Here is a 19,136-nt window from a genome sequence, read left to right as displayed (position 1 = left end):
AATGCCAATACCACCTATTTGACCAGGCCAAACGGGTTGGCTTGACCAGGTAAATGGAGGCTCCAGTCCAACGGTTCGCTCGCCGATCGCACCGTCGTCATCTCCGGCGGCAGCCGCGGAATCGGACTCGCGATCGGAATCGCCACCGCGGCGGTGGCGACCACGGCCGACGGGCACACGCTCGCCCGGTCGTCGCGCAGCCCGGAGGTCATGGCTGGCGCCGCCGTCGAGATCATCTCTCGCCCCAGCCGGGAAGCCACCGGCAATTGCTACATCCACGCCGACGTTCTGCACTCCGCCGGTATTGAGGACCTGTCCCGGTACAGCGGCGGCGACCAACCGATTCCGGACCTGTTCCTCGACTGAACGGCTATGCGCGGCAGATGATCTCACCGTGCGGGATGGCGATCCAGCCGTCCGGGGCTGCCGCCCATTCTCGCCACGCGGCGGAGATCTCCTCGAGCTGCGTGGCAGTCGCCAGGCCCAGGCTCACCAGGTCACGCGCCACGGTCGAGTGCAGTATTCGGTCGGCCCACATTCCGCCCCACCAGTCGCGCGTCTCGGGCGTGGCGTAACACCACAGGCTGCCGCTGGGCGTGATGTCGCCGAATTCCGCCTGCTGCGCCCACGACAGCAGTCGCCGGCCCGCATCTGGTTCGCCGCGATTGGCGTGCGCGACGCGGTGGTAGAGGTCGCGCCACAGGTCGAGCGCGGGCAGCTCCGGGTACCAGATGAACCCCGAGTAGTCGGCGTCGCGGGCTGCCACGATGCCGCCCGGCGCGCACACCCGCCGCATCTCCCGCAGGGCTGCAACCGGATCGGCCACGTGCTGCAACACCTGATGCGCGTGGACGACATCAAACGTGTGGTCGGGAAAGTCCAACCTGTGCACGTCGGCGGTGGCGAACGAGACGTTGGACAGGTGCCGTCGCTCGACTTCGCCGCGGGCAAAGGTGAGCACGTCGGCAGCCTGGTCAAGAGCGGTGACCGGTCCGGGTGCGACCAGCGCGGCCAGGTCAGCGGTAATGGTGCCGGGTCCGCAGCCGACGTCGAGCACGGACAGCCCCGGTTTCAGGTGCGGTAACAGGTACGCGGCGGAGTCCTTCGCGGTGCGTCGCTGGTGGGAGCGCAGCACCGACTCGTGATGCCCGTGCGTATAGGTCGCTCGATTTGGGTCGTTCACTGTGGCCCCTTGGTTGCCGCGTCTGGTCTGCCAGCTTACGGGGTACGGCCACATTATGAAACAAATGTCTCATATTGTGAGAACTAGTCTACGGGTACGTCGAGGATCGGTCGGTCGACACCGGCTCCCGGCCCGTCGAAATGCCACCACTCGCCCGAATACACCTTCAGCCCGCCATAGTTCATGGCCGACCGCAGCGCCGCCCGGTTCGCCACAGCGTCAGCACCGATGCCCTGCGTGTTGAAAGCGGTTGCCCGAGGTGTGAAGTCGTCGAAGTCGGTACCCATGTCGGCCAGGCAAAGTCCGCTCGCGTACAGCCCCGACGAGCACTGCTGTTGCATCGTCGTGAAGGTCACGTCTACCGAACGCCCCGACTCGTGGCTGTGCGCGTACGGGCCCGGGCGCGCCACCCAGGCGGGGTTGGGGACCAGATTGAACATCGTGACCTGAACGTCGTGCGGCCGATAGCAATCCCAGAACACCAGGAGATGCCCCTGTGGGCGCAGCGCCCCGGCCGCAGCGGCCAGGCCGGGTGCCATCGATTGGTGCACAAGGCATCTGGCGTCAGATGGATACAGCTGCGTGTGGGTGAAATTGTTCGTCGTCGCGTAGCGCAGATCGAGTATCGCGTCGGGGATGACGCTGCGGATATCGACGAAGCCTGCCGCGCGCGCGGCGTCGCTGACCGGCGGCACATCCGGGCTGGCGTGCGCGGTGGATGCCCATCCCGCCGAGGCCAGCCCCACCACGATCGCCAACCTCAGCACCCAAGCGAGACGCATGCGCTCATCCTCCCGGTTGTTGAGCCCGGACCGGGTTAATCGCTGGGTGATGTCGCAGCCGATGTCGCGAGCGAAGCAAGACCTAGCAAGAGGACGTGGGCCATTGAAACATCAGTGGGCTGGTGCGAAGCGACCGCACCAGCCCACTCGTGACGTATGTGAATTTCCTAGACTGCGGCGACTCCTACCGCCTGGGGTCCTTTGGCTCCTTGCTCAACCTCGAACTGAACACGCTGGTTCTCCTCGAGTGAGCGATAGCCGCCTCCCTGGATCTCGGAGTAGTGGACGAAGAGGTCCTTCGTGCCGTCGTCAGGGGTGATGAAGCCGAAGCCCTTTTCACCGTTGAACCATTTCACAGTTCCCTGTGCCATTTACTTACTTCTCTCATTCAAATGCGGATGTACCTAGAACACCCATGCGCGCTCAGGGTAGCACGAGGCTGACTTCATTTTCGAAAGTCTTTGTAGTGCACGTAAATCAGTGTTACCTGCTGGGTTTAAACGGGGGCCACCTGCGGCCGACGTAGGCCAGTAGGACACCGTCTCACCGGCTAGCGCAGGCACGGCTCAGGCTGCCTGTACAGTGGAACTCGACACGTTCTAGTGGTCACCGCGAATCGGGACCGAAGCACGAATGCACTCGCCGTGCGATTCGCTCGTCGTCCGACACCAGCCAACAGTGCGTATCGGTCGAAATCTCATTCGGAAGGACAACCCATGGACCAGTCGAGCCTCTTTTCTCACCCCGAGGCACCGAAATATGTCGCTTCGGGCAAAAACTCAGCGAAACCGGTCGAGCACCCAACGTTTTCGGATCGCCCCGACACCGATCCCCTGACATCTGCAACGAAACGTCGCTGACCGGCTTTAGGTGTTGGCCGTCAGGATGCCTTGGCGTACCTGCGGACCAATTCGCCTTCATCGAACGTACTGGTTCGCTGCTGACCGTTGTCGTCTCGGCTGAAAAAAGTCCATTGCCCCGGACCACTCTGCGGACCACTGATCATCTTGACCGTCAGGCGCAAGTCAGTGGGACGCCGCGTGCCGATAACGTCGCCGACCCGGATCTGGGACGGATGAATCTCGATTGCGTCAGACCATTGTTCTATCGCCATGTAATCCGTCCTCACCTGTTGGCGCCACCCTACCCGCAATGCTCCCCCGCCGGGCAGATGAGACGGGTCGTCGCTGAATTTATTGCAGTGCAACGACTTTTGCGGCCCCGCAACGAGAGGTGTGAATTGGTTGACGTACACCCGCCGCGACGCGTCGGGGCTGGTGCAAGTCGCACGACGCCATCGGAACGAGCTGTGCCCGCGCTTACGCGCCTGCCGCTAGTCACCCGACCGTCCACGTGGCCCGCCGGTGGCGTAGCGTCACACATGAGCCGTTCGTTGTCAGCGGTGGTCCACCGCGCGACATGCGCGGATGACACCCACGGGCAATGTGATTCCTCCGTCGGGCCCGCGCCCGCAGACCCGACGACGCCGAGCGCAAGGAACCGCCCATGGGTTATGCACAGGCGGCGATTACGCAACGTCGAAAAACTCAGACAACTCTGGCGGACCACTGCACCAGGCAGAATAGGTGCGCCAATTGCCAACTGCGGTACCCGCGATGAACCACGCGGTCAGAACCCGACGCCAAGCCAATCCCATCCGGCTATCGGTGGCTCGCGAACTCGGCCACGATATCGACGGCGCGTGGTGGCCACGCGCAGATCGCATCACCAATGAATTGCCCGAGCTAGTTGCGGTCCTGACTCCATTGCTTGGGGACGTCACATCCATCAACGTCAATTGGTCATCGCTTCAGCGACCACCCGATCTCAACTGGCCGGGATGGGAAGGCAAACGTCAACACGTAATGACCGTCAGCGGCGCACATGCTCGCGCTAACCTGCTGATCGTCTCGTACGCGACCCACAGTGCGTTGGCGCTGATGGTGCTGCGCCGTGCCGCAAACCTACCCGTCGAGAGTGCCGACCGCGTCAAACCTGCATTCCTAGCCGCAGACTCGATCCTGCGGGCCGCGCACCAACAACGTGAACGAGCTGCCGGCAGCTAGCATGAACGCGCATCGCGCACATCCGACGGCAGCACCGACGCCATCGCGGACGCATGGATCGGGAAGCGTTTCGACGAGACCGTTGATGAACCGGTGACCATCATCTATCGTCGTATAGCCGATCGGCCAGCCTCCGGCGGCGGCAACATCATCATCTACTCCCAGCAGGTGAAAGGCCTTGCGGCACAGGACTAGCGCGCTTGTCAGTCGGCCTGTGTGAACTCGATATGCAACTCCTTGAGGCCGCGCAGCAAGAAGGTGGACTCGTAGCTGTACTCGCGGTTGGACGTTGGGCCATGCTTGGCTTCGCTGATCCGGATGTCGCGCGTTCGGTCCAGGAGGCGGTTGATGGTGATTTGGCCTTCCACACGCGCCAGCGGTGCGCCCGCGCAGGTGTGGATTCCGCGACCGAAAGCGACGTGCTCGCGGACGTTCTTCCGGTCGACCTGAAATTCATTGGGGTTCTCGAATTTTCGAGGATCACGGTTGGCCGCTCCCAGGCATAGCATGATGACCGTGCCGGCCGGGATGTGCACGCCGCCAAGAGCCGTGGTCCTGCGCGCCAGCCGGAAGTCGACCTTGGTCGGGCTCTGCATGCGCAGGGCCTCTTCGATGAACGAGCCGATCAGGCTTCGGTCGGCGCGCAGCCGCACCTGAAGCTCGGGTTGGTCACCCAGCACTTGTACCGCGGCGCTCAGCAGCTTGGTCACGGTCTCCTGGCCGGCCGCAAACAGGAAGGTCGCCGGTCGCACGACCTCCAGTAGCGGTGGGGTCGAGCCGTCGGGGTACGTGGCGCTCGCCAGGCCGGTCAGTACGTCGTCGCGCGGGCGTTCCCGTCGGTCGGCGATGTAGGCACTGAATAGGTCATCGAGGTACTGCAACGGATTGCTGCCCACCGGTTCGTGATCGAGTGCGCCCACCCTGGCGCCCGGCGCGTTGCCGGCCCCGAGGTTGCGGCGAATCTCGGCGCGATCCTCGTCGGGAACCCCGAGCAGATCGGCGATTGCCAGAGTCGCGAACGGCTTCGCGTACTCGCCGAGGAACTCGCACTGACCGTTGGCGATGAACTCGTCGAATTGCCGGTCGGCCAATTGCCAGATGTAGTCCTTGTTTTCCTGCAGCCGACGCGGCGTGAGCAACCGCCCGAGCAGGGAGCGCGCCTTATCGTGTTCGGGCGGGTCCATGACGACCATGTGCTCGAAGATGGGGAACTCGTGGCGGTGCGCGTCGATCTGTTCGCTGATGTCGTCGCCTTCCGGCGTGAACGGCAGCGGCGGGAACGGGCCGCCGATCGCGTTGACCGCGGAGAACGAACCGACGTCCTTGAAGGCGGCCTGAACTTCCTGGTAACCGGTGACCGCCACAACCCCGTAATGCGGCTCGCGGAACACCGGCCTCTGACTGCGCAAGTAATCCCAGTAGGCATAGGGATCTTGCGCGATGTCGGCGTTGGTGAAGTAATCGACGTCGGCGAGTTCAGTCATGAGTTCGATTCCTTTTCCTGGTCCTGCGAAGCGGCATCACGCCAACGCGCCCTCGGTGACCAGGCTGATGGCTCGGCGCGGGCAGGCGGCCACGGCCCCTCCATCCCGGTTGGCGCGTCCCCACGGTAAAACTGATCGATCGACCAAATTGATAGGATGCGGTATGCCTACCACGGATCGCGCGCGACGGTCAAGCCAAGCAGGCGTTCCCAGCCCCGCGGCGACACGCCGCAACAAGCGGGGCGCCGACGCGGGGGCGCGCACCAAGCTCATCGAGGCCACCGCGCGCATCATGCGCGAGGAGGGGTATGCGGCGGCCACGTCGCGGCGGGTGGCCGCGGAGGCCGGCGTCAAGCAGGCCCTCGTCTATTACTACTTCCCGACGATGGACGATCTGTTCGTGGAGGTGCTGCGCGCCGGTGCCGAGACCGCGCTAGCACGCATGCGCGCCCTACTGACCGACGACGACCCCCTGCAAGCGCTGTGGTTGATGAACAGCGATTCCGCGGTGACGGCTCTGAATGCCGAATTCATGGCATTGGCCAATCACCGCAAGGCAATTGGCGCCGAACTCAAGGCTTACGCCGAGCGGGTTCGCGACATCGAGACAGCGGCCGTGACGATGGTCCTGCGCGCCAACCACATCGACCTCGAGGAATACCCGCCGGTGGCAATCTCGATGCTGATCGCGCAAGTCGCGCGCAGCCTGTGCAACGAGAGCGCCGTCGGTGTCACCCAAGGGCACGACGAGTTACGCGCGTTCGTCGAACGCCAGATGACCCTGCTGACGGCACCCGCGGCCACGCCGGCGCCGAGCAGTTAGGACTGGGCTGCCCTCCCCAGTTGACCCCAGCGTCGCTTCCCGGCGCACCGCTTAATCGCACTCCCCCTGCCGGCGTCTGTTGACACCGCGACCAAATGGTGCCACCCTTCCTGATCGATCGACAAATAATCGAAGTCGAACGACAACGTGCGTGCCGGGCCGTCGACAACCCGGTCTCGGATCAGTGAGGTGCAGTCATGGGTGGAAGAGTTGAGGGCAAGGTTGCGCTGATCACCGGCGCCGCTAGGGGTCAGGGCCGCAGCCACGCGGTGCGCCTGGCGCAGGAGGGCGCCGACATCATCGCGGTCGACATCTGCACACCGATCAGCAGCAGCAGCGAGATCCCGCCCTCGACGCCGGAGGACCTGGCCGAGACGGCCAACCTGGTCAAGGGCCTCAACCGGCGGGTCGTGACCGCCGAAGTCGACGTGCGTGACTACGACGCCCTGAAGGCGGTGGTGGACGGCGGAGTCGAACAGCTCGGCCGCCTGGACATCATCTGCGCGAACGCCGGAATCGGCAACGGGGGGCAGACCCTCGACAAAACCCGTGAAGACGACTGGCGGGACATGATCGACGTCAACCTGTCGGGCGTCTGGAAGACCGTCAAAACTGGTGTGCCGCATTTGATTTCGCAAGGCCAGGGCGGGTCGATCATCTTGACCAGCTCGGTCGGCGGCCTCAAGGCCTACCCGCACACCGGTCACTACATTGCCGCCAAACACGGCGTCGTCGGGCTAATGCGTGCCTTTGCCGTGGAACTCGGCCAGCACTTCATCCGGGTGAACTCCGTTCACCCGACCAACGTGAACACGCCGATGTTCATGAACGAGGGAACGATGAAGCTGTTCAGGCCGGATCTGGAGAATCCCGGCCCGGACGACCTCAAGGTCGCCGCGCAGTTCATGCACGTACTGCCGGTCGGCTGGGTCCAACCGGTGGACATCAGCAACGCCGTGCTGTTCCTGGCTTCCGACGAATCGCGTTACATCACAGGCCTTCCGGTCACCGTTGACGCCGGGAGCATGCTCAAGTAGCCGCGGCAGCCGCGGGCGGCTCGCCTCGCACAGGAAGCGCCCCTTCGCACGGTCCACTACGATCAGCCAATGCGCGCGGTCGAACGCGAGCTGGCCACTGAACGCGAGGGCAGGTCGATGACGACGAGCGAAGACCCGATGGCCGCGACCGAGGCGCCCGACGCTGAGTCCGAACGACCAACGCCGTCAGAAGAAGGACGTAAACCTAGACGCCGCGGCATCATCCAAGCGTTCACCGCACTCTGTGTCCGGTACGTCGAGCGCCTGATGCCCGACCCCTACCTGTTCGCGGTCATCCTCACCATCATCGTGGCCGCGCTGGTTGCGCTCTTGGTGCGCGGCGCCTCGGCGAGCGGCATGCTCAAGGCGTGGTACGGGGGTGTGTGGGGGTCGCAGAACATCTTCACTTTCGCCTTTCAGATGGTCTTGATCCTCGTGACCGGTTACACGCTCGCCGAGGCACCGGTCTTGAAGCGGGCCATCGTCTACATCGCGAGCAGGCCGAGTAACCAGGCGCAGGGAGCCCTCCTGTGTTTCGGTGTGAGTGCCGCACTCTCCCTGCTGAACTGGGGACTCGGGTTGGTCGCAGGCGCACTGGTTGCCCGCCAGGTCGCGAAGCGCTTCACCGACACACATTTCGGCTACCTCATCGCGGCTGCGTTCATGGGCTTCATCGTTTGGACGCAGGGATTGTCATCGTCGATCGCGCTGGCGAACACGGACGACGCCAGCCCAATCAACGTGATCCACAAGATGACTGGCGCCACGGTGCCGCTGAAGCTGACAATCTTTGAGCCCTACAGCTGGCTGTCGGTGATCGTCGTGTTGACGCTGCTCGCGCTTGCGATCTGGCGCATGCAGCCGGCGCACAGCCTTGCTCCCGATCCCGCCGTGTTCGAGGACGAGGACCAGCCCGAGATCAAGGCCGAGGGCAAGCGATCGTTTGCCGAATGGCTGGAGAACCAGTGGATTCTCAATGTCCTCGTGTTCGTCGCGGGCATTGCCTACTTCTGGCTCAGTGGTTTTGCGCTGAACATCTCCTCGATGATCATGTTGTTCACGATCACGAGTGCGCTGCTGCACCGCACGCCGATCCGGTTCATCCGGGCATTCACCGGCGCCGCAAAGGTGTCTGGTCCGCTGCTGCTGCAGTACCCGCTGTACGGCGGTCTGGTAGCCCTGCTCGGCTATGCGCCCTCCCAAGCCGTCGGCAAGGCCGTGCCCTTGCAGACGCTGCTGGCCCACGGGCTCGTGAGCGGCGCGACGCAGTACACGCTGCCGTTCCTCACCTTCATCGGCTCGCTGATCATCAGTTTGTTCGTACCGTCCGGCGGCGGGCACTGGGCAGTGCAGGGCCCGATCGCGGTCGACTCGGCGCGGGCGCTCGGTCAAACCTCGCCGCCCTACCTCGGGTTGATGTCCATGGCCGTCGCCGTCGGCGAGGGGGTCGCGAACATGATCCAGCCGTTCTGGCTGTTGCCCTTGCTCGCGATAGCGAAACTCAATGTCCGTCAGGTGATGGGCTTCACGATCGTCGCGTTCTTGGTCGGGTTGGTGGTGCTGGGCGCCACCACTCTGATTGCGCCCTACGTGGTTTGACGCCGCGATGCTTCGAGAGCGTTGAACTCGACGGATAGTTGGTGGCCAGGGGCGGGATCGAACCGCCGACCTTCCGCTTTTCAGGCGGACGCTCGTACCGACTGAGCTACCTGGCCGGAGGGCAGCGAGTGCCTCGCCGCGCTTGGCGACCCTGACGGGACTCGAACCCGCGACCTCCGCCGTGACAGGGCGGCGCGCTAACCAACTGCGCCACAGGGCCTTGCTGCTGCTCCGCGTCACCGCGTCGCGTACCCCCAACGGGATTCGAACCCGTGCTACCGCCGTGAAAGGGCGGCGTCCTAGGCCACTAGACGATGGGGGCCAGAACCGAATCACTCCGGGGTACTCGCAACGTGGTTTCGTTGGGAGCCACGTCAGCTTAGGTCACGGTGTGCCCAATCCTCAAACGAGCCTCGTTTTCGGTCCAAGTATCCTGAATCTCCGCGGCCCCTATAGCTCAGTTGGTAGAGCTACGGACTTTTAATCCGCAGGTCCTAGGTTCGAGTCCTAGTGGGGGCACAAAACTGCGTGCTGGTCAGTCGTTTATTCATCGTTTATGACCCGGTCCAACAGGGCTGCTACTTCAACGTGGACCTTGCCCCGGCGCATGTAGCGGTCCTGGGTCATAGAGACCTTGGCGTGCCCGAGCTGGTCGGCGCCCATCCGGGCGGATAGGCCGGCGTCATCGATTAGAGTGGCCACTGACTTGCGGAAGCTGTGACTGGTCACGTCCGGGACGCCGAGGTCATCGCGTACTTTCCGCCACTGTTTATTGAAGTTGTCCGGGTCGCGCAATGTGCCCTGTCGACGACGGAAAGATCATTGCCTGTTGGCCCCAGAACGCTCGCTGGCTACGCTTGGCGAGCATGGCGAGCGCTAACGCCGGTAGCGGAACCACGCGATCAGAGGCATCTGTCTTGCCGCTCGGGAGTCGCTTCAGACCCTCCCCTTCCATCCTCGCGACCTTCCCACCCACGGTGATTGTGTCGGTCCTTTCGTCGTAGTCAGTCCACCGCAACGCCAGCAGCTCGGAACGTCGCAGCCCGGTCGCGGCCAGGAGGGTAATTGGGTCGATCAGATCGATGTCTTCACACGCCAATGAGGCGCGGAGCCTGCCGAGCGGCTCGGGCAACTGATCGGCGTTCAGCGCGGGGGCACCCTTCGGCTTACGTACCGACTCGATCCTGCTGACTTGAGCTACCGGATTGGAGCCGAGAACATCATTCAGCACCGCGATCTGAAGCGCGCCCCGCAGTAGGGTGCGACCGTGGCGGGCCATCCTTGCCCCGTGCGCGGCACGCATCGACCGCACGACTGCGTTGAGTCGCCCCGGCGTCGCGTCCCCAACCCGCAGTGCATTGGTGAACTTGGCCAGTTTGCGGACCGCACTGCGGTAAGTCGTCAGGGTCGCTGGCGACTTACCAGCTTCAGCCAGCAAGGCAAGGTGCTGCTCGACAAGCACAGAGACCTTGGTGTCCACGATGATCTGACCGGAAAATCCCGGCGATCAACGCTGGGCCAGTGCTTCGATTCGATTTCGCGACACCGACGGAGTGACGCGGGTCGTCGAGCGCCGCGGCCCTGCCGACGAACACGACAAGCGCGGCAAGCCCGCTGAGGATGCGTTGACAGCGCGCCAGCCACACACCGCCCCCGAGATATCTGCTTGAGACTTTGCCGTGCTGCCCAATGCGCAGCGGTGGCCTACCCGCCATCGCGATCCCAATTCTGGGCTAGGTTGTAGATGATGTGATCGCGTTGCTTTTCAAGCGATTTGATGAAATCTCGAATGTGTTCCACTGCCTCCCGTTGACGTTCTCTGAATGCCTCGGGCATCGTGAAAGTCTGCAACGCCGACTCCACCTGAAATAGGTTGTGCCGCTGGATTGTCGAGGAGTTGGTTGACCTCGTTTAGCTTCATGGTCAGATCAAGCCGCAGGGTTGCCGCCGGGTCGTGCGAAACCCCAGCCGGGGCGGCGCTGGTCGCCCCGTGAACCAGCCGATCATGGCCGCACCCGTCATTACGCCACCGGGCAGGATCTCGATCTTCTCGTCAGCGCCATTGGCCGTTCTCCTTGTTCGCCGTAGTCGGGTACATCGTGTCGACGAGATCGTTGTCCCTCCAGGCGAAGCCGACTGTCGGATATCTTTTCATGTAGGACTTCACGGAACGGGTGAGTGCTGGCATATCGCGTAGATCAGTCGGCCGCGTTCAGATTCCGGTGCAGAGTGGGCAGGTTCCGTAGAAGTCGATCTTGTGGACGACGTCGGTGTAGCGATTTTGCTCGGCGAGTTGGCTTGTGAGGCGTTCAAATTCGCTGGCGGTGAATCCGATCGCTCGCCCGCACCGGCGGCACAGTAGGTAGTGGCGGTGCTCTGGTGTGGTGCGCAGCCGGTAAAGCGTCTCACCGTCTTCGGCGCGCTGGGTTTCGGTGATTTGCTTGTCGGCGAACGTGCGCAGGATCCGGTAAACGGTCACCAGCCCGATCCGGACGCCGTGGCGTTGATGGAGATCGAGGTGGAGTTCTTGGGCGCCACGGAAGCGGTCGCTGTGCTGCAGCAGGTCGAGCACCGCTCGTTGTTGGGCGGTCAATCGGGTCTGGCGTGGCACCGGCGACCTGGGCATCGTTGCGCTCCTAGGGCTTCCTGCGTTATGGCGCCGCCGATGCAAGCCGTGGCTGGCGGCCTCGTGCGCCTATCACGGCAGCTATCAGGTAGATCGTGGCGGCGGTGCTCATGATGGTGAAGGTGGCGGGCGCTTGCGGGATGGCATAGGCGATGCTGACGCCAATCCAGATCACTGCGGTGGCAAAGACCGCGGACAGCCAGAATCCGTGCCACGGCCGAGTTGTCAGCCACGCGGCGGCGGCCGCCGGCGCGGCGAGCAAGCCGAGCACGACGAGTGCGCCAATGATTTGGGTGGCCTCGGCGACGGCAGCACCGACAACCACCAGGAAAAGCGCACTCAGCAGCCGGGTCGGCACGCCAGAAGCTTCCGCGACGGCCGGATCGATGGTGGCAAATAGCAGCGGTCGGGCGATTACGATCAGCACGACGCCCAACCCCGCTGCGACGGCCACCGCCAGGTTCCTCGCCTGGTCGCTGATTCCAAAGATGCTGCCGAACAAGACATTAACGTTGGCGGTGCCGTTAATGCCGCTGCCGTGGGTGGTGTAGTAGGTCAAGAACAGCGCGCCCAATCCGAGTATCCAGGAGAAAAACGAGCCGATCGCGACGTCGTCGGCGCCGCGACGGTTGATTACACCGAGGGCGGCTCCGGCCACGATGGTGGCCGCGAACAATCCGACGCGTGGGTCCAGGCCGGCCACCAGCGCCGCCATGGCGCCGGTGTAGGCGATGTGTCCCTGCGCGTCGCCAGCGAATACTTGGCCGCGCAGCACGAGGAAGTAGCCGGCCAGTCCGCACACCACCGCCACCGCGGTCCCGGCCACCAGCGCGTGGGTGATGAAGGGCTGGCCAAGCATGTTCGCGAAACCGGTCAGCGGCCCTGACGCGCTGGCGCGCCCGTCGACGATCGTCATGCCGCTACCGCGGGGCGAGCCGGGAAGTGCCGTCGATCGGTCCTTTGGAGGGTCCGTTCGACGCTCGCTCGGTAGCCGGCGGCCAGCAGATAGATGCCGAACGCGAAACTGCTCACCCAGAACCCGATCGGATACGGTGAATAGAACGCGCAACCGATGCCGACCCAGGTGACGCAGACAGCGATGAAGACCGAGATGGCAATGCCCATCGCGGGTCGGGCGGTGAAGTGGAAGGCGGCCGCGGGCGGGGCCACTAACAGCGCGAACACCAACAGGCTGCCGGTGATCTGGCTGGCACCGGCCGCGGTGACGCCGAGCACCAACAGGAACAGCGCGGCGACGAGTCGAGTCGGGACGCCGTTGGCGGCGGCCGCATCGGGGTCGATCGAGGCCCACAGCAGTGGCCGTCCGATCGCGGCCATCACGATCAAGCACACCAGTGCGGCGATAAGCAGCACATGAAGCTGCTGGGAACTGACCCCGGCGATGGCGCCGAACAGCAGGCTGGTCAACCCCGATAAGAATCCGTGATACAGGCTGACGAATAGGAACCCGGTTGCCAGTGCGAGGGCTTGAATCGTGCCGATCCCGGCGGATTTGTCACTGAACCCGCCCTGCCCACCCGCCCGGGTCTGCGCGGGCAGCAACGCGATCACCGCCGCGGCCCCGATGCAGGCCGCGAAGTAGCCGTAGCCGGTGGCCACGCCGAGCCAGGCCGCCGCGGCGGCGCCGGGGAAACCGACGACGGCCAGGGTGTGTCCGGCGAAGCTTTCCTTGCGCAGCACCATCCACCAGCCGACAATCCCGGCAACGATGGCGACTACGGTGCCGGCGCGCAGTGCGGTGACCATGAACGGATAGGCCCAAATCTGTTGCACATCAGTGATCAGATTCCAGGTCAACTGTGGATTCATTAACACCCTCCTGCGGTGTGCGCGGGAGGCGCGTCGGTTTGGCCGACGACGAATAGGCGCCCGGCCCCGTCGCGGAGCACTTCAATCGGGATGCCGTAGAGCGCGCTGAGCTTATCGGCGGTGATCACCTCCTCGGGCGTTCCGATCACGGCTGACCCGCGGGCGAGGTAGATGACGCGATCCAGGTAGGGGAGGATCGGGTTCACGTCATGGGCCACCATGACCACCGCGACGCGTTCTCGGCGGCAGATGTCGCGCACCAGGGCGCTGATCCCGGCCTGGCTCGGCACGTCGAGGCTGTCGAGCGGCTCGTCGAGCAGTAGCAGTTTCGGCTGGCGAATCAGGGCCTGCGCGATCAGTAGCCGCTGCTGTTCACCACCGGAGCAGCGTCCGATCGGGCGCCGGGCATAGTCGATGGCGTCGACCACCCCGATGACGTGTTCGAGCTGTCGCTGCCGTTCCGCGAACAGTCGGGGGGCCAGCAGCCGGCTCAGCCACGGTACCGGCGTTCCCCAGCGGGCGCCGTCGAATCCTAGGGACACCACGTCGATCCCGCGGATGCGCACGCTGGCGTCGAAAGCGCGCCGTTGCGGGAGATACCCAATCTGGTGGCTGCGGCGGCCTGGGCGTGCGCCGAGCACCTCAATCGTGCCGTGCGACGGTGTGAGCCCGAGCAGCACCTTCAGCAACGTCGACTTTCCGCAACCGTTAGGTCCCAGCACCGCGACGAATTCCCCAGCGGCGACTTCGAGGGACATATCCGACCACACCGTCGTCCCGCCCACCACGGCTGAGGCCTCGCGCATCCGGACGGCGGTCCCGTCTGCAACTGGCGCTGGGCCAGCCTGCTGGCTGGCATGGCCGGGGACGGTGCGGGTCATCTATTTTCCTGTCGCAGCATGCAGAGCGTCGGCTAGGCCAGACAGCTGGGTTGATTGCCAGTCTTGAAATGACGCGTTTGCCGGCGACAATGTCTCCGTCACGGTAGTGACTGGAATGCCCTGTTTCTTGGCTGCGTCGACCTGGGCCTGCACATCGGGGTTGCTGTTTTGGCTGTTTAACACATACACCTTGATCGCCTTGGCGGCGATCTGCTGGTCGATGGTCGCCTTGTCGGCCGGCGACGGATCGGTGCCCTCACTAATCGCCTTCAGGAATTCGGGTGGCGTGATCAGGTTCAACCCCAACGAATCCGAGAGCGGGGAGAAGATTGATTCACTGGCGCCCACTGGTGTCCCGGCGTACTTGGCTTTGATACTGGCGATCAAGCTGTGGTAGTTGGACAGGCTCTGGTTGAGGAACTGCTGGTTCTGCTGATCGAAATATCCCGAGTCATTTGGGTCTGCTTTCTTGTATGCGGCGGTGATTGCGTTGGCAACTTTGGTGAGTGAGTCGGGCGAATACCACTGGTGCGGGTTGCCGCCCCCGGCCACCCCGACGGTATCGCCGACATTGATCACTATGAGTTGCGGATTCGGTTCGGACGCAAGCATTTTCTCGGCCCAGACGTCGTAGCCGATGCCGTTTTCAACGACGACCTTCGCGTCGGCAACCTTACGGGCGTCGGCGGCCGACGGCTCATAGCTGTGTGGGTCGGTGTCGGGATTGGTAATGATGCTGTTCGCCTGCACCCTGTCACCGCCCAGTTGTGAGGCGATACTGCCCCACGCGTTAATCGTCACGACAACCGCGAGTTTGGAGACGGCGCCTGTGCTGCTTGTGCCGGGTCCGGATCGCGGTGCTTTGCTGCCGCTGCACGCAACCGCGCCCAGGAGTACCACAACCACACCCATCGCTGCCCATATTGCCGCCTTACGCCGACCAGATTGGCCTTTCACCGGACATCTCCACGGCCCATTATTGAAAACGATTTCCATTATTTTGCGTGAGGGTAGCACGCGATGCGCCGTTGAGGAACGGCTGACTTCTCTACAGCACATTCGTGAAGTTCCTCTGGCCACACCAGATCCGAGCGGTGCGGAGCGACATTGCTTGAGGGGGCCCATGCGACATGCGCCGCTGTGGGGTTCCGATGCCGAGGAGTCATCGAACGTGTGCTCCAAGCGATCTCGCTTAGCAATTAACAACAGTGCCTCCCGAACTACGCGCTACTATCCGGCCGCCGGCGGGCGTGCCACGAAGCCGACGCGGACGCCATATTGGGGCATGGCACGGCCCTCGCCGCGGGGACCCATGTGCCCCGGCAGCGGTAGTGAGGACGCGCCTGTCGTGCCTGGTGCGGACGGTGCCTCCACCGGTGTGCTACCGGGCGGCGTGGCCAGCGGCGTTTGCGGCGGCGCGGGGGTGGCCCAGGCTTGTGGTACTGACAGCCGACCGACCAGGTCTCCCCTGCCCACGCTGGCCGACACGGAGTCCACCAGCGTCACCCGGCCCGGAGGAGTGTCCAGCGCGCCGGCGGCGGCCGCTACACCCTCAGCGGCGCCGGACGCGCCTGTGGCGGCCTCCTGATTCATGCTGAGGACGTTGGCCGCAGTACCTGCGTATCTGGCCGGCATATAAAAACCCGAACCGAAGATGGTGTTCCAAATCTGGGCGTTGGGCCCAAAGGTGTTCCACACGAAGCCAATTGGAGTGGTCGGATCGGAAAGTTGTTGCAGGATGGACTCTCCGGTGCCGGCCGGGCCGCCCGCCCCGGCCAGAGTCTGTACGGTGGCGGGCATCGCCGGTACAAGCTGTGCAACCGTGCTCTGCCCGGTGCCCGCCGAGGTCGCCGCAGCATGGCTTACCGCATTTAACTGTGCTGGTAGCCCGGCGGGATCGGCAGTCTGGCGAGGCGCGCGAAACGGCGTCAATTGCCCGGCGACCGCCGAGGCAATCGCATAGCCATGCATGGCGGCAGCATCCTGGGCCCACATTCCGGCGTATTGCGCCTCCGTTGCCGCGATCGCCGGGGTGTTCTGGCCGAAGAAGTTGGTGGCGATCAGCGCGAGTAGCTGAGCCCGGTTAGCGGCAATGACTGGGGGTGGCACTGTGGCGGCGAACGCGGCCTCGTATGCCGCAACGGCTATCTCGGCATGAGCAGCGGTCTCCTCCGCCTGCGCCGCGGCGCTGCTCAGCCATCCAACGTACGGCGCGACCGCGGCCGTCATCGAGGCCGATGCCGGGCCGTGCCATGCGTGGCCGGTCAACTCCGTAAGCACCGAGCTGTAACCGAGCGCGCTGGCGCGCAGCTCAGCGGCCAGACCATTCCAGGCACCTGCGGCAGCTAATAAAGGGCCCGCTCCGGCCCCCGAATACATGCGGCCCGAGTTCACTTCGGGAGGAAGCATGGCGAAATCGAGCAGCATGCTCACTCGTTGGCCTCCTCCCTTGCTGGTGGGCGGTCTCAGGCGGCTCGTCGGCGCTGGCGCGCAGAGGGGCTGATGGTCAAGTGCGCTCCGCGGCGCGTTAGCCCGCTGAGGGTGGGCGTGTAACGACGGTGGGTTTGAAGCCGTATTGGGGGGGTGCATGGCGGCCGAATCCGCGGCTGCCGCCCGTCGGCACTCCGGGCATGCCCGCTGCTGCCATTGCCGGTGGCGGAGCCACCATCGGCGTGGCGTTTATCGCCGAGGACATCTGGGGCGCGGCCGCTGTCCAGCTCGCTGGTACCGTGAGCCCCCCGACCTGCGGCGCCGCACCCAGGCCTGCCGATACTGCGTTGCCGACAGCCCCCACCCCGCCCAGCGGGGCGGTTGCGGTCGCCTGCGTTGCGCCCGCGGCAGCTGCTCCGGTCGCTCCCTCTGCCGCTCCGGCCGCGTCTGCTGCCGCGCCACCCGCGCCTTGACTGGCCTGGCTCATGAAGTCGGCGGCGGTGCCCAGGTAGTTAGCCGGCATGTAGAAGCCGGACGAAAAGATCGTGTTCCAAATATTGGCGTTGAGTCCAAAGTTGTTCCAGATGAAGCCAATTGGAGTGGTCGAATCGGCAAGTTGCTCCAGGATCGACTGCCCGGCGCCGATCGAGGCAGTCGGAGCGGCCAGGCTCTGCAAGGTGCTGGGCACCGAGGTCGTCAGCTTTGACAGCGCGCTTTGCGCGCTGCCCGCCGAGGTGGCCGCAGCCTTGGTCACGGCCAGCGATTGCCCCGTCCCCGCAGCGGGGTTGACGATCGGTTGGGGCGGGCCAAACGTGGACAGCTGGCTGGCCACCGCCGACGATCCGGCATAGCCGTACATCGCGGCGGCGTCTTGGCTCCACATCTCACCGTATTGGGCTTCGGCGGCCGCGATCGCCGGCGTGTTGACCCCCAAGATATTGGTAGTGACCAGGGACGCCAGCTGAGCCCGGTTGGCAGCAATGGCCGGGGGCGGCACCGTGGCCGCGAACGCGGCCTCGTAAGCCGCCACAGCGGCCTCGGCATTGGTGGCCGTCTGTTCGGCTTGCATGGCGGTGATGTTCATCCACTCCACATAGGGCGCAACCGCGGACGCCATCGCGTCCGACGTCGGACCACGCCATTCATCGTCGGTCAGCGCCGAAAGCACCGCACCATACGACAGCGCCGTGGAGCGCAACTCAGCGGCCAAACCCTTCCAAGCCGACGCTGCCGCCACCATCGAGGCAGAACCCGACCCCGAATACATCCGAGCCGAGTTGACCTCAGGGGGAACCATCGCGAAGTCGATCGTCATTATTCGCTCCCGGTTGACTCATTGCAGTGGTGGGGAAGCCTTCGCCAGGCAGACAGGACCCTTGGAAAGCGCGCTAGAAGCGCCGCGACGACAAGCATCTGGTCAACCATCAAGGGGTTTGCACGTATCTCGACTGGAGGACGGCGGTGGTGAGCACAGCTCGCGATGCGCAGCCCATAGTCGAGGCGACCGCCTCCGGCCGGGCGGGGCTCACCGTCGCCAACCGTGCGGACCTCGGGTTGGGTGACGACCGGCACATCGGCGATGGGGCACACCGGAGTCCTCATTGCCACCCCTATTGAAAACCATTGTCATATGGACGGGCATACCGTACCTCCCGGGCGCCGCGTTGTCGAGAACGATTTTCATTGTCATGTAGACGCTGCCTCGGGGGCACCCTGTCTCCGCAGCCAGTCCGGCGCGCGCGTGAGAAGCAAGCGCTGCTCCTGTCCGCTTAGCGGTGGAGCGGTCCCACGATGTCGTCTCGGGTTTGCAGTCAGCCATTGGCAACGTGCGCGCTTCGAGACATAGGAATGGTGTCGGTGCCGCAGGATCCGATGCTGTAGCGATCGCGCTACATAATGGGACGGTGGCGACACAGAGGTTGGGGCGCGGACTACACATTGGGTCGTCGGAAGTGCTGGTATGCATATTGCTGGCGTCTGCCCTCTCTACGACCATGTTGCGGAACGCGGTCTTTGGCAGTCAGGCGTTGTCGACCGCGGGCACGGTGTTCTGTGGGGTGTTCGTGCAAGCGGTTCCGTTCCTTGCACTCGGGGTGGTAGTCAGCGGGTTGATCGCGGTGTTTGTCTCACCGGAGCGCTTGGCGCGCTGGCTGCCACGTCGTCCCACGGTGGCGGTATTGGCCGCCGGTGTCGGTGGGGCGGCGTTGCCGGGCTGTGAATGCGGATCGGTCCCGGTGGCGCGGCGATTGTTCGGCGAAGGAGGGGCCACAGGGGCCGCGGCTTTGACGTTCATGCTGGCAGCGCCGGCGATTAACCCTGTGGTACTAGTGGCCACCGCGGTGGCGTTTCCCGGCGCGCCCAGGATGGTCTTTGCGCGGCTGGGGGCGTCCTTGCT

20 protein-coding genes, 4 tRNA genes and 1 pseudogene are annotated in these 19,136 nt (G+C 64.4%); 7 read left to right on the top strand and 18 right to left on the bottom strand.

All coding sequences use genetic code 11. The features are described from left to right. Window positions 1-14: 14 nt before the first annotated feature. Complete coding sequence (locus A5652_RS28045) at window positions 15-212, bottom strand: hypothetical protein (RefSeq protein ID WP_197513849.1); 198 nt, start codon at window positions 210-212, stop codon at window positions 15-17. Here A5652_RS28045 and A5652_RS08880 point away from each other — a divergent pair. Beyond that, a pseudogene (locus tag A5652_RS08880) lies at window positions 139-366 on the top strand (short chain dehydrogenase); the annotation flags it as partial. The gene A5652_RS28045 and the pseudogene A5652_RS08880 sit on opposite strands and share 74 nt — an antisense overlap. 4 nt (window positions 367-370) lie before the next feature. On the opposite strand, the gene A5652_RS08875 reads toward A5652_RS08880, so the two are convergent. The 4 genes from A5652_RS08875 to A5652_RS08860 form a co-directional block, all read right to left on the bottom strand. Then, on the bottom strand, window positions 371-1,183 hold the full coding sequence (locus tag A5652_RS08875) for a methyltransferase domain-containing protein (RefSeq protein WP_067349357.1): 813 nt from the start codon (window positions 1,181-1,183) through the stop codon (window positions 371-373). A gap of 83 nt (window positions 1,184-1,266) precedes the next feature. Beyond that, window positions 1,267-1,965, bottom strand: coding sequence for a M15 family metallopeptidase (locus tag A5652_RS08870; protein WP_067349354.1), 699 nt, complete (start codon window positions 1,963-1,965; stop codon window positions 1,267-1,269). Between the two features lie 167 nt (window positions 1,966-2,132). Then, window positions 2,133-2,336 carry a cold-shock protein gene (locus A5652_RS08865; protein WP_067349351.1) on the bottom strand — a complete coding sequence of 68 codons (204 nt, stop codon included), beginning with the start codon at window positions 2,334-2,336 and terminating at the stop codon, window positions 2,133-2,135. Between the two features lie 509 nt (window positions 2,337-2,845). Next, a complete protein-coding gene (locus tag A5652_RS08860) occupies window positions 2,846-3,079 on the bottom strand; it encodes a hypothetical protein (RefSeq protein ID WP_067349347.1) in 234 nt (77 codons plus the stop codon). A 502-nt stretch (window positions 3,080-3,581) separates the two neighbouring features. Here A5652_RS08860 and A5652_RS08855 point away from each other — a divergent pair. Then, window positions 3,582-4,031, top strand: a complete 450-nt coding sequence (locus A5652_RS08855; protein WP_067349344.1) for a DUF5994 family protein — start codon at window positions 3,582-3,584, stop codon at window positions 4,029-4,031. A 203-nt stretch (window positions 4,032-4,234) separates the two neighbouring features. Here the strand turns inward: A5652_RS08855 and A5652_RS08850 are convergent, their stop codons facing one another. Next, window positions 4,235-5,515, bottom strand: coding sequence for a cytochrome P450 (locus A5652_RS08850; RefSeq protein ID WP_067349341.1), 1,281 nt, complete (start codon window positions 5,513-5,515; stop codon window positions 4,235-4,237). A gap of 163 nt (window positions 5,516-5,678) precedes the next feature. On the opposite strand from A5652_RS08850, the gene A5652_RS08845 reads away from it, so the two are divergent. From A5652_RS08845 to A5652_RS08835, 3 genes are all read left to right on the top strand, one after another. Beyond that, window positions 5,679-6,338 carry a TetR/AcrR family transcriptional regulator gene (locus A5652_RS08845; protein WP_082983828.1) on the top strand — a complete coding sequence of 220 codons (660 nt, stop codon included), beginning with the start codon at window positions 5,679-5,681 and terminating at the stop codon, window positions 6,336-6,338. 197 nt (window positions 6,339-6,535) lie between these two features. Next, on the top strand, window positions 6,536-7,375 hold the full coding sequence (locus tag A5652_RS08840; protein ID WP_067349338.1) for a mycofactocin-coupled SDR family oxidoreductase: 840 nt from the start codon (window positions 6,536-6,538) through the stop codon (window positions 7,373-7,375). Between the two features lie 222 nt (window positions 7,376-7,597). After that, on the top strand, window positions 7,598-8,974 hold the full coding sequence (locus A5652_RS08835; RefSeq protein ID WP_197513851.1) for a TIGR00366 family protein: 1,377 nt from the start codon (window positions 7,598-7,600) through the stop codon (window positions 8,972-8,974). Window positions 8,975-9,013: 39 nt separating this feature from the next. Here A5652_RS08835 and A5652_RS08830 read toward each other — a convergent pair. From A5652_RS08830 to A5652_RS08820, 3 genes are all read right to left on the bottom strand, one after another. Beyond that, window positions 9,014-9,090 (bottom strand) — tRNA-Phe (locus A5652_RS08830). A 27-nt stretch (window positions 9,091-9,117) separates the two neighbouring features. Then, a tRNA-Asp gene (locus A5652_RS08825) sits at window positions 9,118-9,194 on the bottom strand. A 29-nt stretch (window positions 9,195-9,223) separates the two neighbouring features. Beyond that, a tRNA-Glu gene (locus tag A5652_RS08820) sits at window positions 9,224-9,296 on the bottom strand. A gap of 124 nt (window positions 9,297-9,420) precedes the next feature. Here A5652_RS08820 and A5652_RS08815 point away from each other — a divergent pair. Further along, window positions 9,421-9,493: transfer RNA gene (locus tag A5652_RS08815), tRNA-Lys, on the top strand. A 24-nt stretch (window positions 9,494-9,517) separates the two neighbouring features. Here the strand turns inward: A5652_RS08815 and A5652_RS08810 are convergent. The 9 genes from A5652_RS08810 to A5652_RS08770 form a co-directional block, all read right to left on the bottom strand. Continuing rightward, a complete protein-coding gene (locus A5652_RS08810; RefSeq protein WP_232001131.1) occupies window positions 9,518-9,703 on the bottom strand; it encodes a transposase in 186 nt (61 codons plus the stop codon). A 40-nt stretch (window positions 9,704-9,743) separates the two neighbouring features. Then, a complete protein-coding gene (gene xerC / locus A5652_RS08805; protein ID WP_067349333.1) occupies window positions 9,744-10,454 on the bottom strand; it encodes a tyrosine recombinase XerC in 711 nt (236 codons plus the stop codon). Window positions 10,455-11,186: 732 nt separating this feature from the next. Continuing rightward, window positions 11,187-11,600, bottom strand: coding sequence for a Fur family transcriptional regulator (locus A5652_RS08800; RefSeq protein ID WP_082983827.1), 414 nt, complete (start codon window positions 11,598-11,600; stop codon window positions 11,187-11,189). Window positions 11,601-11,625: 25 nt separating this feature from the next. Beyond that, the gene (locus tag A5652_RS08795) at window positions 11,626-12,516 is read right to left on the bottom strand and encodes a metal ABC transporter permease (protein WP_082983826.1); all 891 of its coding nucleotides are present in this window, start codon (window positions 12,514-12,516) and stop codon (window positions 11,626-11,628) included. Further along, window positions 12,513-13,430, bottom strand: a complete 918-nt coding sequence (locus tag A5652_RS08790) for a metal ABC transporter permease (protein WP_067349330.1) — start codon at window positions 13,428-13,430, stop codon at window positions 12,513-12,515. The genes A5652_RS08795 and A5652_RS08790 overlap by 4 nt, the downstream gene beginning before the upstream one ends. Beyond that, window positions 13,430-14,311 (bottom strand): metal ABC transporter ATP-binding protein, encoded by an 882-nt coding sequence (locus tag A5652_RS08785; protein WP_082983825.1) that lies wholly within the window; start codon window positions 14,309-14,311, stop codon window positions 13,430-13,432. The genes A5652_RS08790 and A5652_RS08785 overlap by 1 nt, the downstream gene beginning before the upstream one ends. Then, window positions 14,312-15,223 (bottom strand): metal ABC transporter solute-binding protein, Zn/Mn family, encoded by a 912-nt coding sequence (locus A5652_RS08780; protein WP_067349323.1) that lies wholly within the window; start codon window positions 15,221-15,223, stop codon window positions 14,312-14,314. A gap of 318 nt (window positions 15,224-15,541) precedes the next feature. Further along, window positions 15,542-16,744: a PPE family protein gene (locus tag A5652_RS08775; protein WP_304441766.1), complete on the bottom strand. Its 1,203-nt coding sequence runs from the start codon at window positions 16,742-16,744 to the stop codon at window positions 15,542-15,544. Window positions 16,745-16,838: 94 nt separating this feature from the next. Then, window positions 16,839-18,056 carry a PPE family protein gene (locus A5652_RS08770; protein ID WP_067349320.1) on the bottom strand — a complete coding sequence of 406 codons (1,218 nt, stop codon included), beginning with the start codon at window positions 18,054-18,056 and terminating at the stop codon, window positions 16,839-16,841. A 679-nt stretch (window positions 18,057-18,735) separates the two neighbouring features. Here A5652_RS08770 and A5652_RS08765 point away from each other — a divergent pair. Further along, the coding region (locus A5652_RS08765) for a permease (RefSeq protein WP_369805769.1) at window positions 18,736-19,136 on the top strand (401 nt) is incomplete at its 3' end.

The organism is Mycobacterium sp. 1165178.9, from assembly GCF_001673555.1.
Lineage (GTDB): Bacteria > Actinomycetota > Actinomycetes > Mycobacteriales > Mycobacteriaceae > Mycobacterium.
The sequence above is the reverse complement of the archived record's forward strand: the minus strand, read 5'-3'. Positions and strand labels throughout refer to the sequence as shown.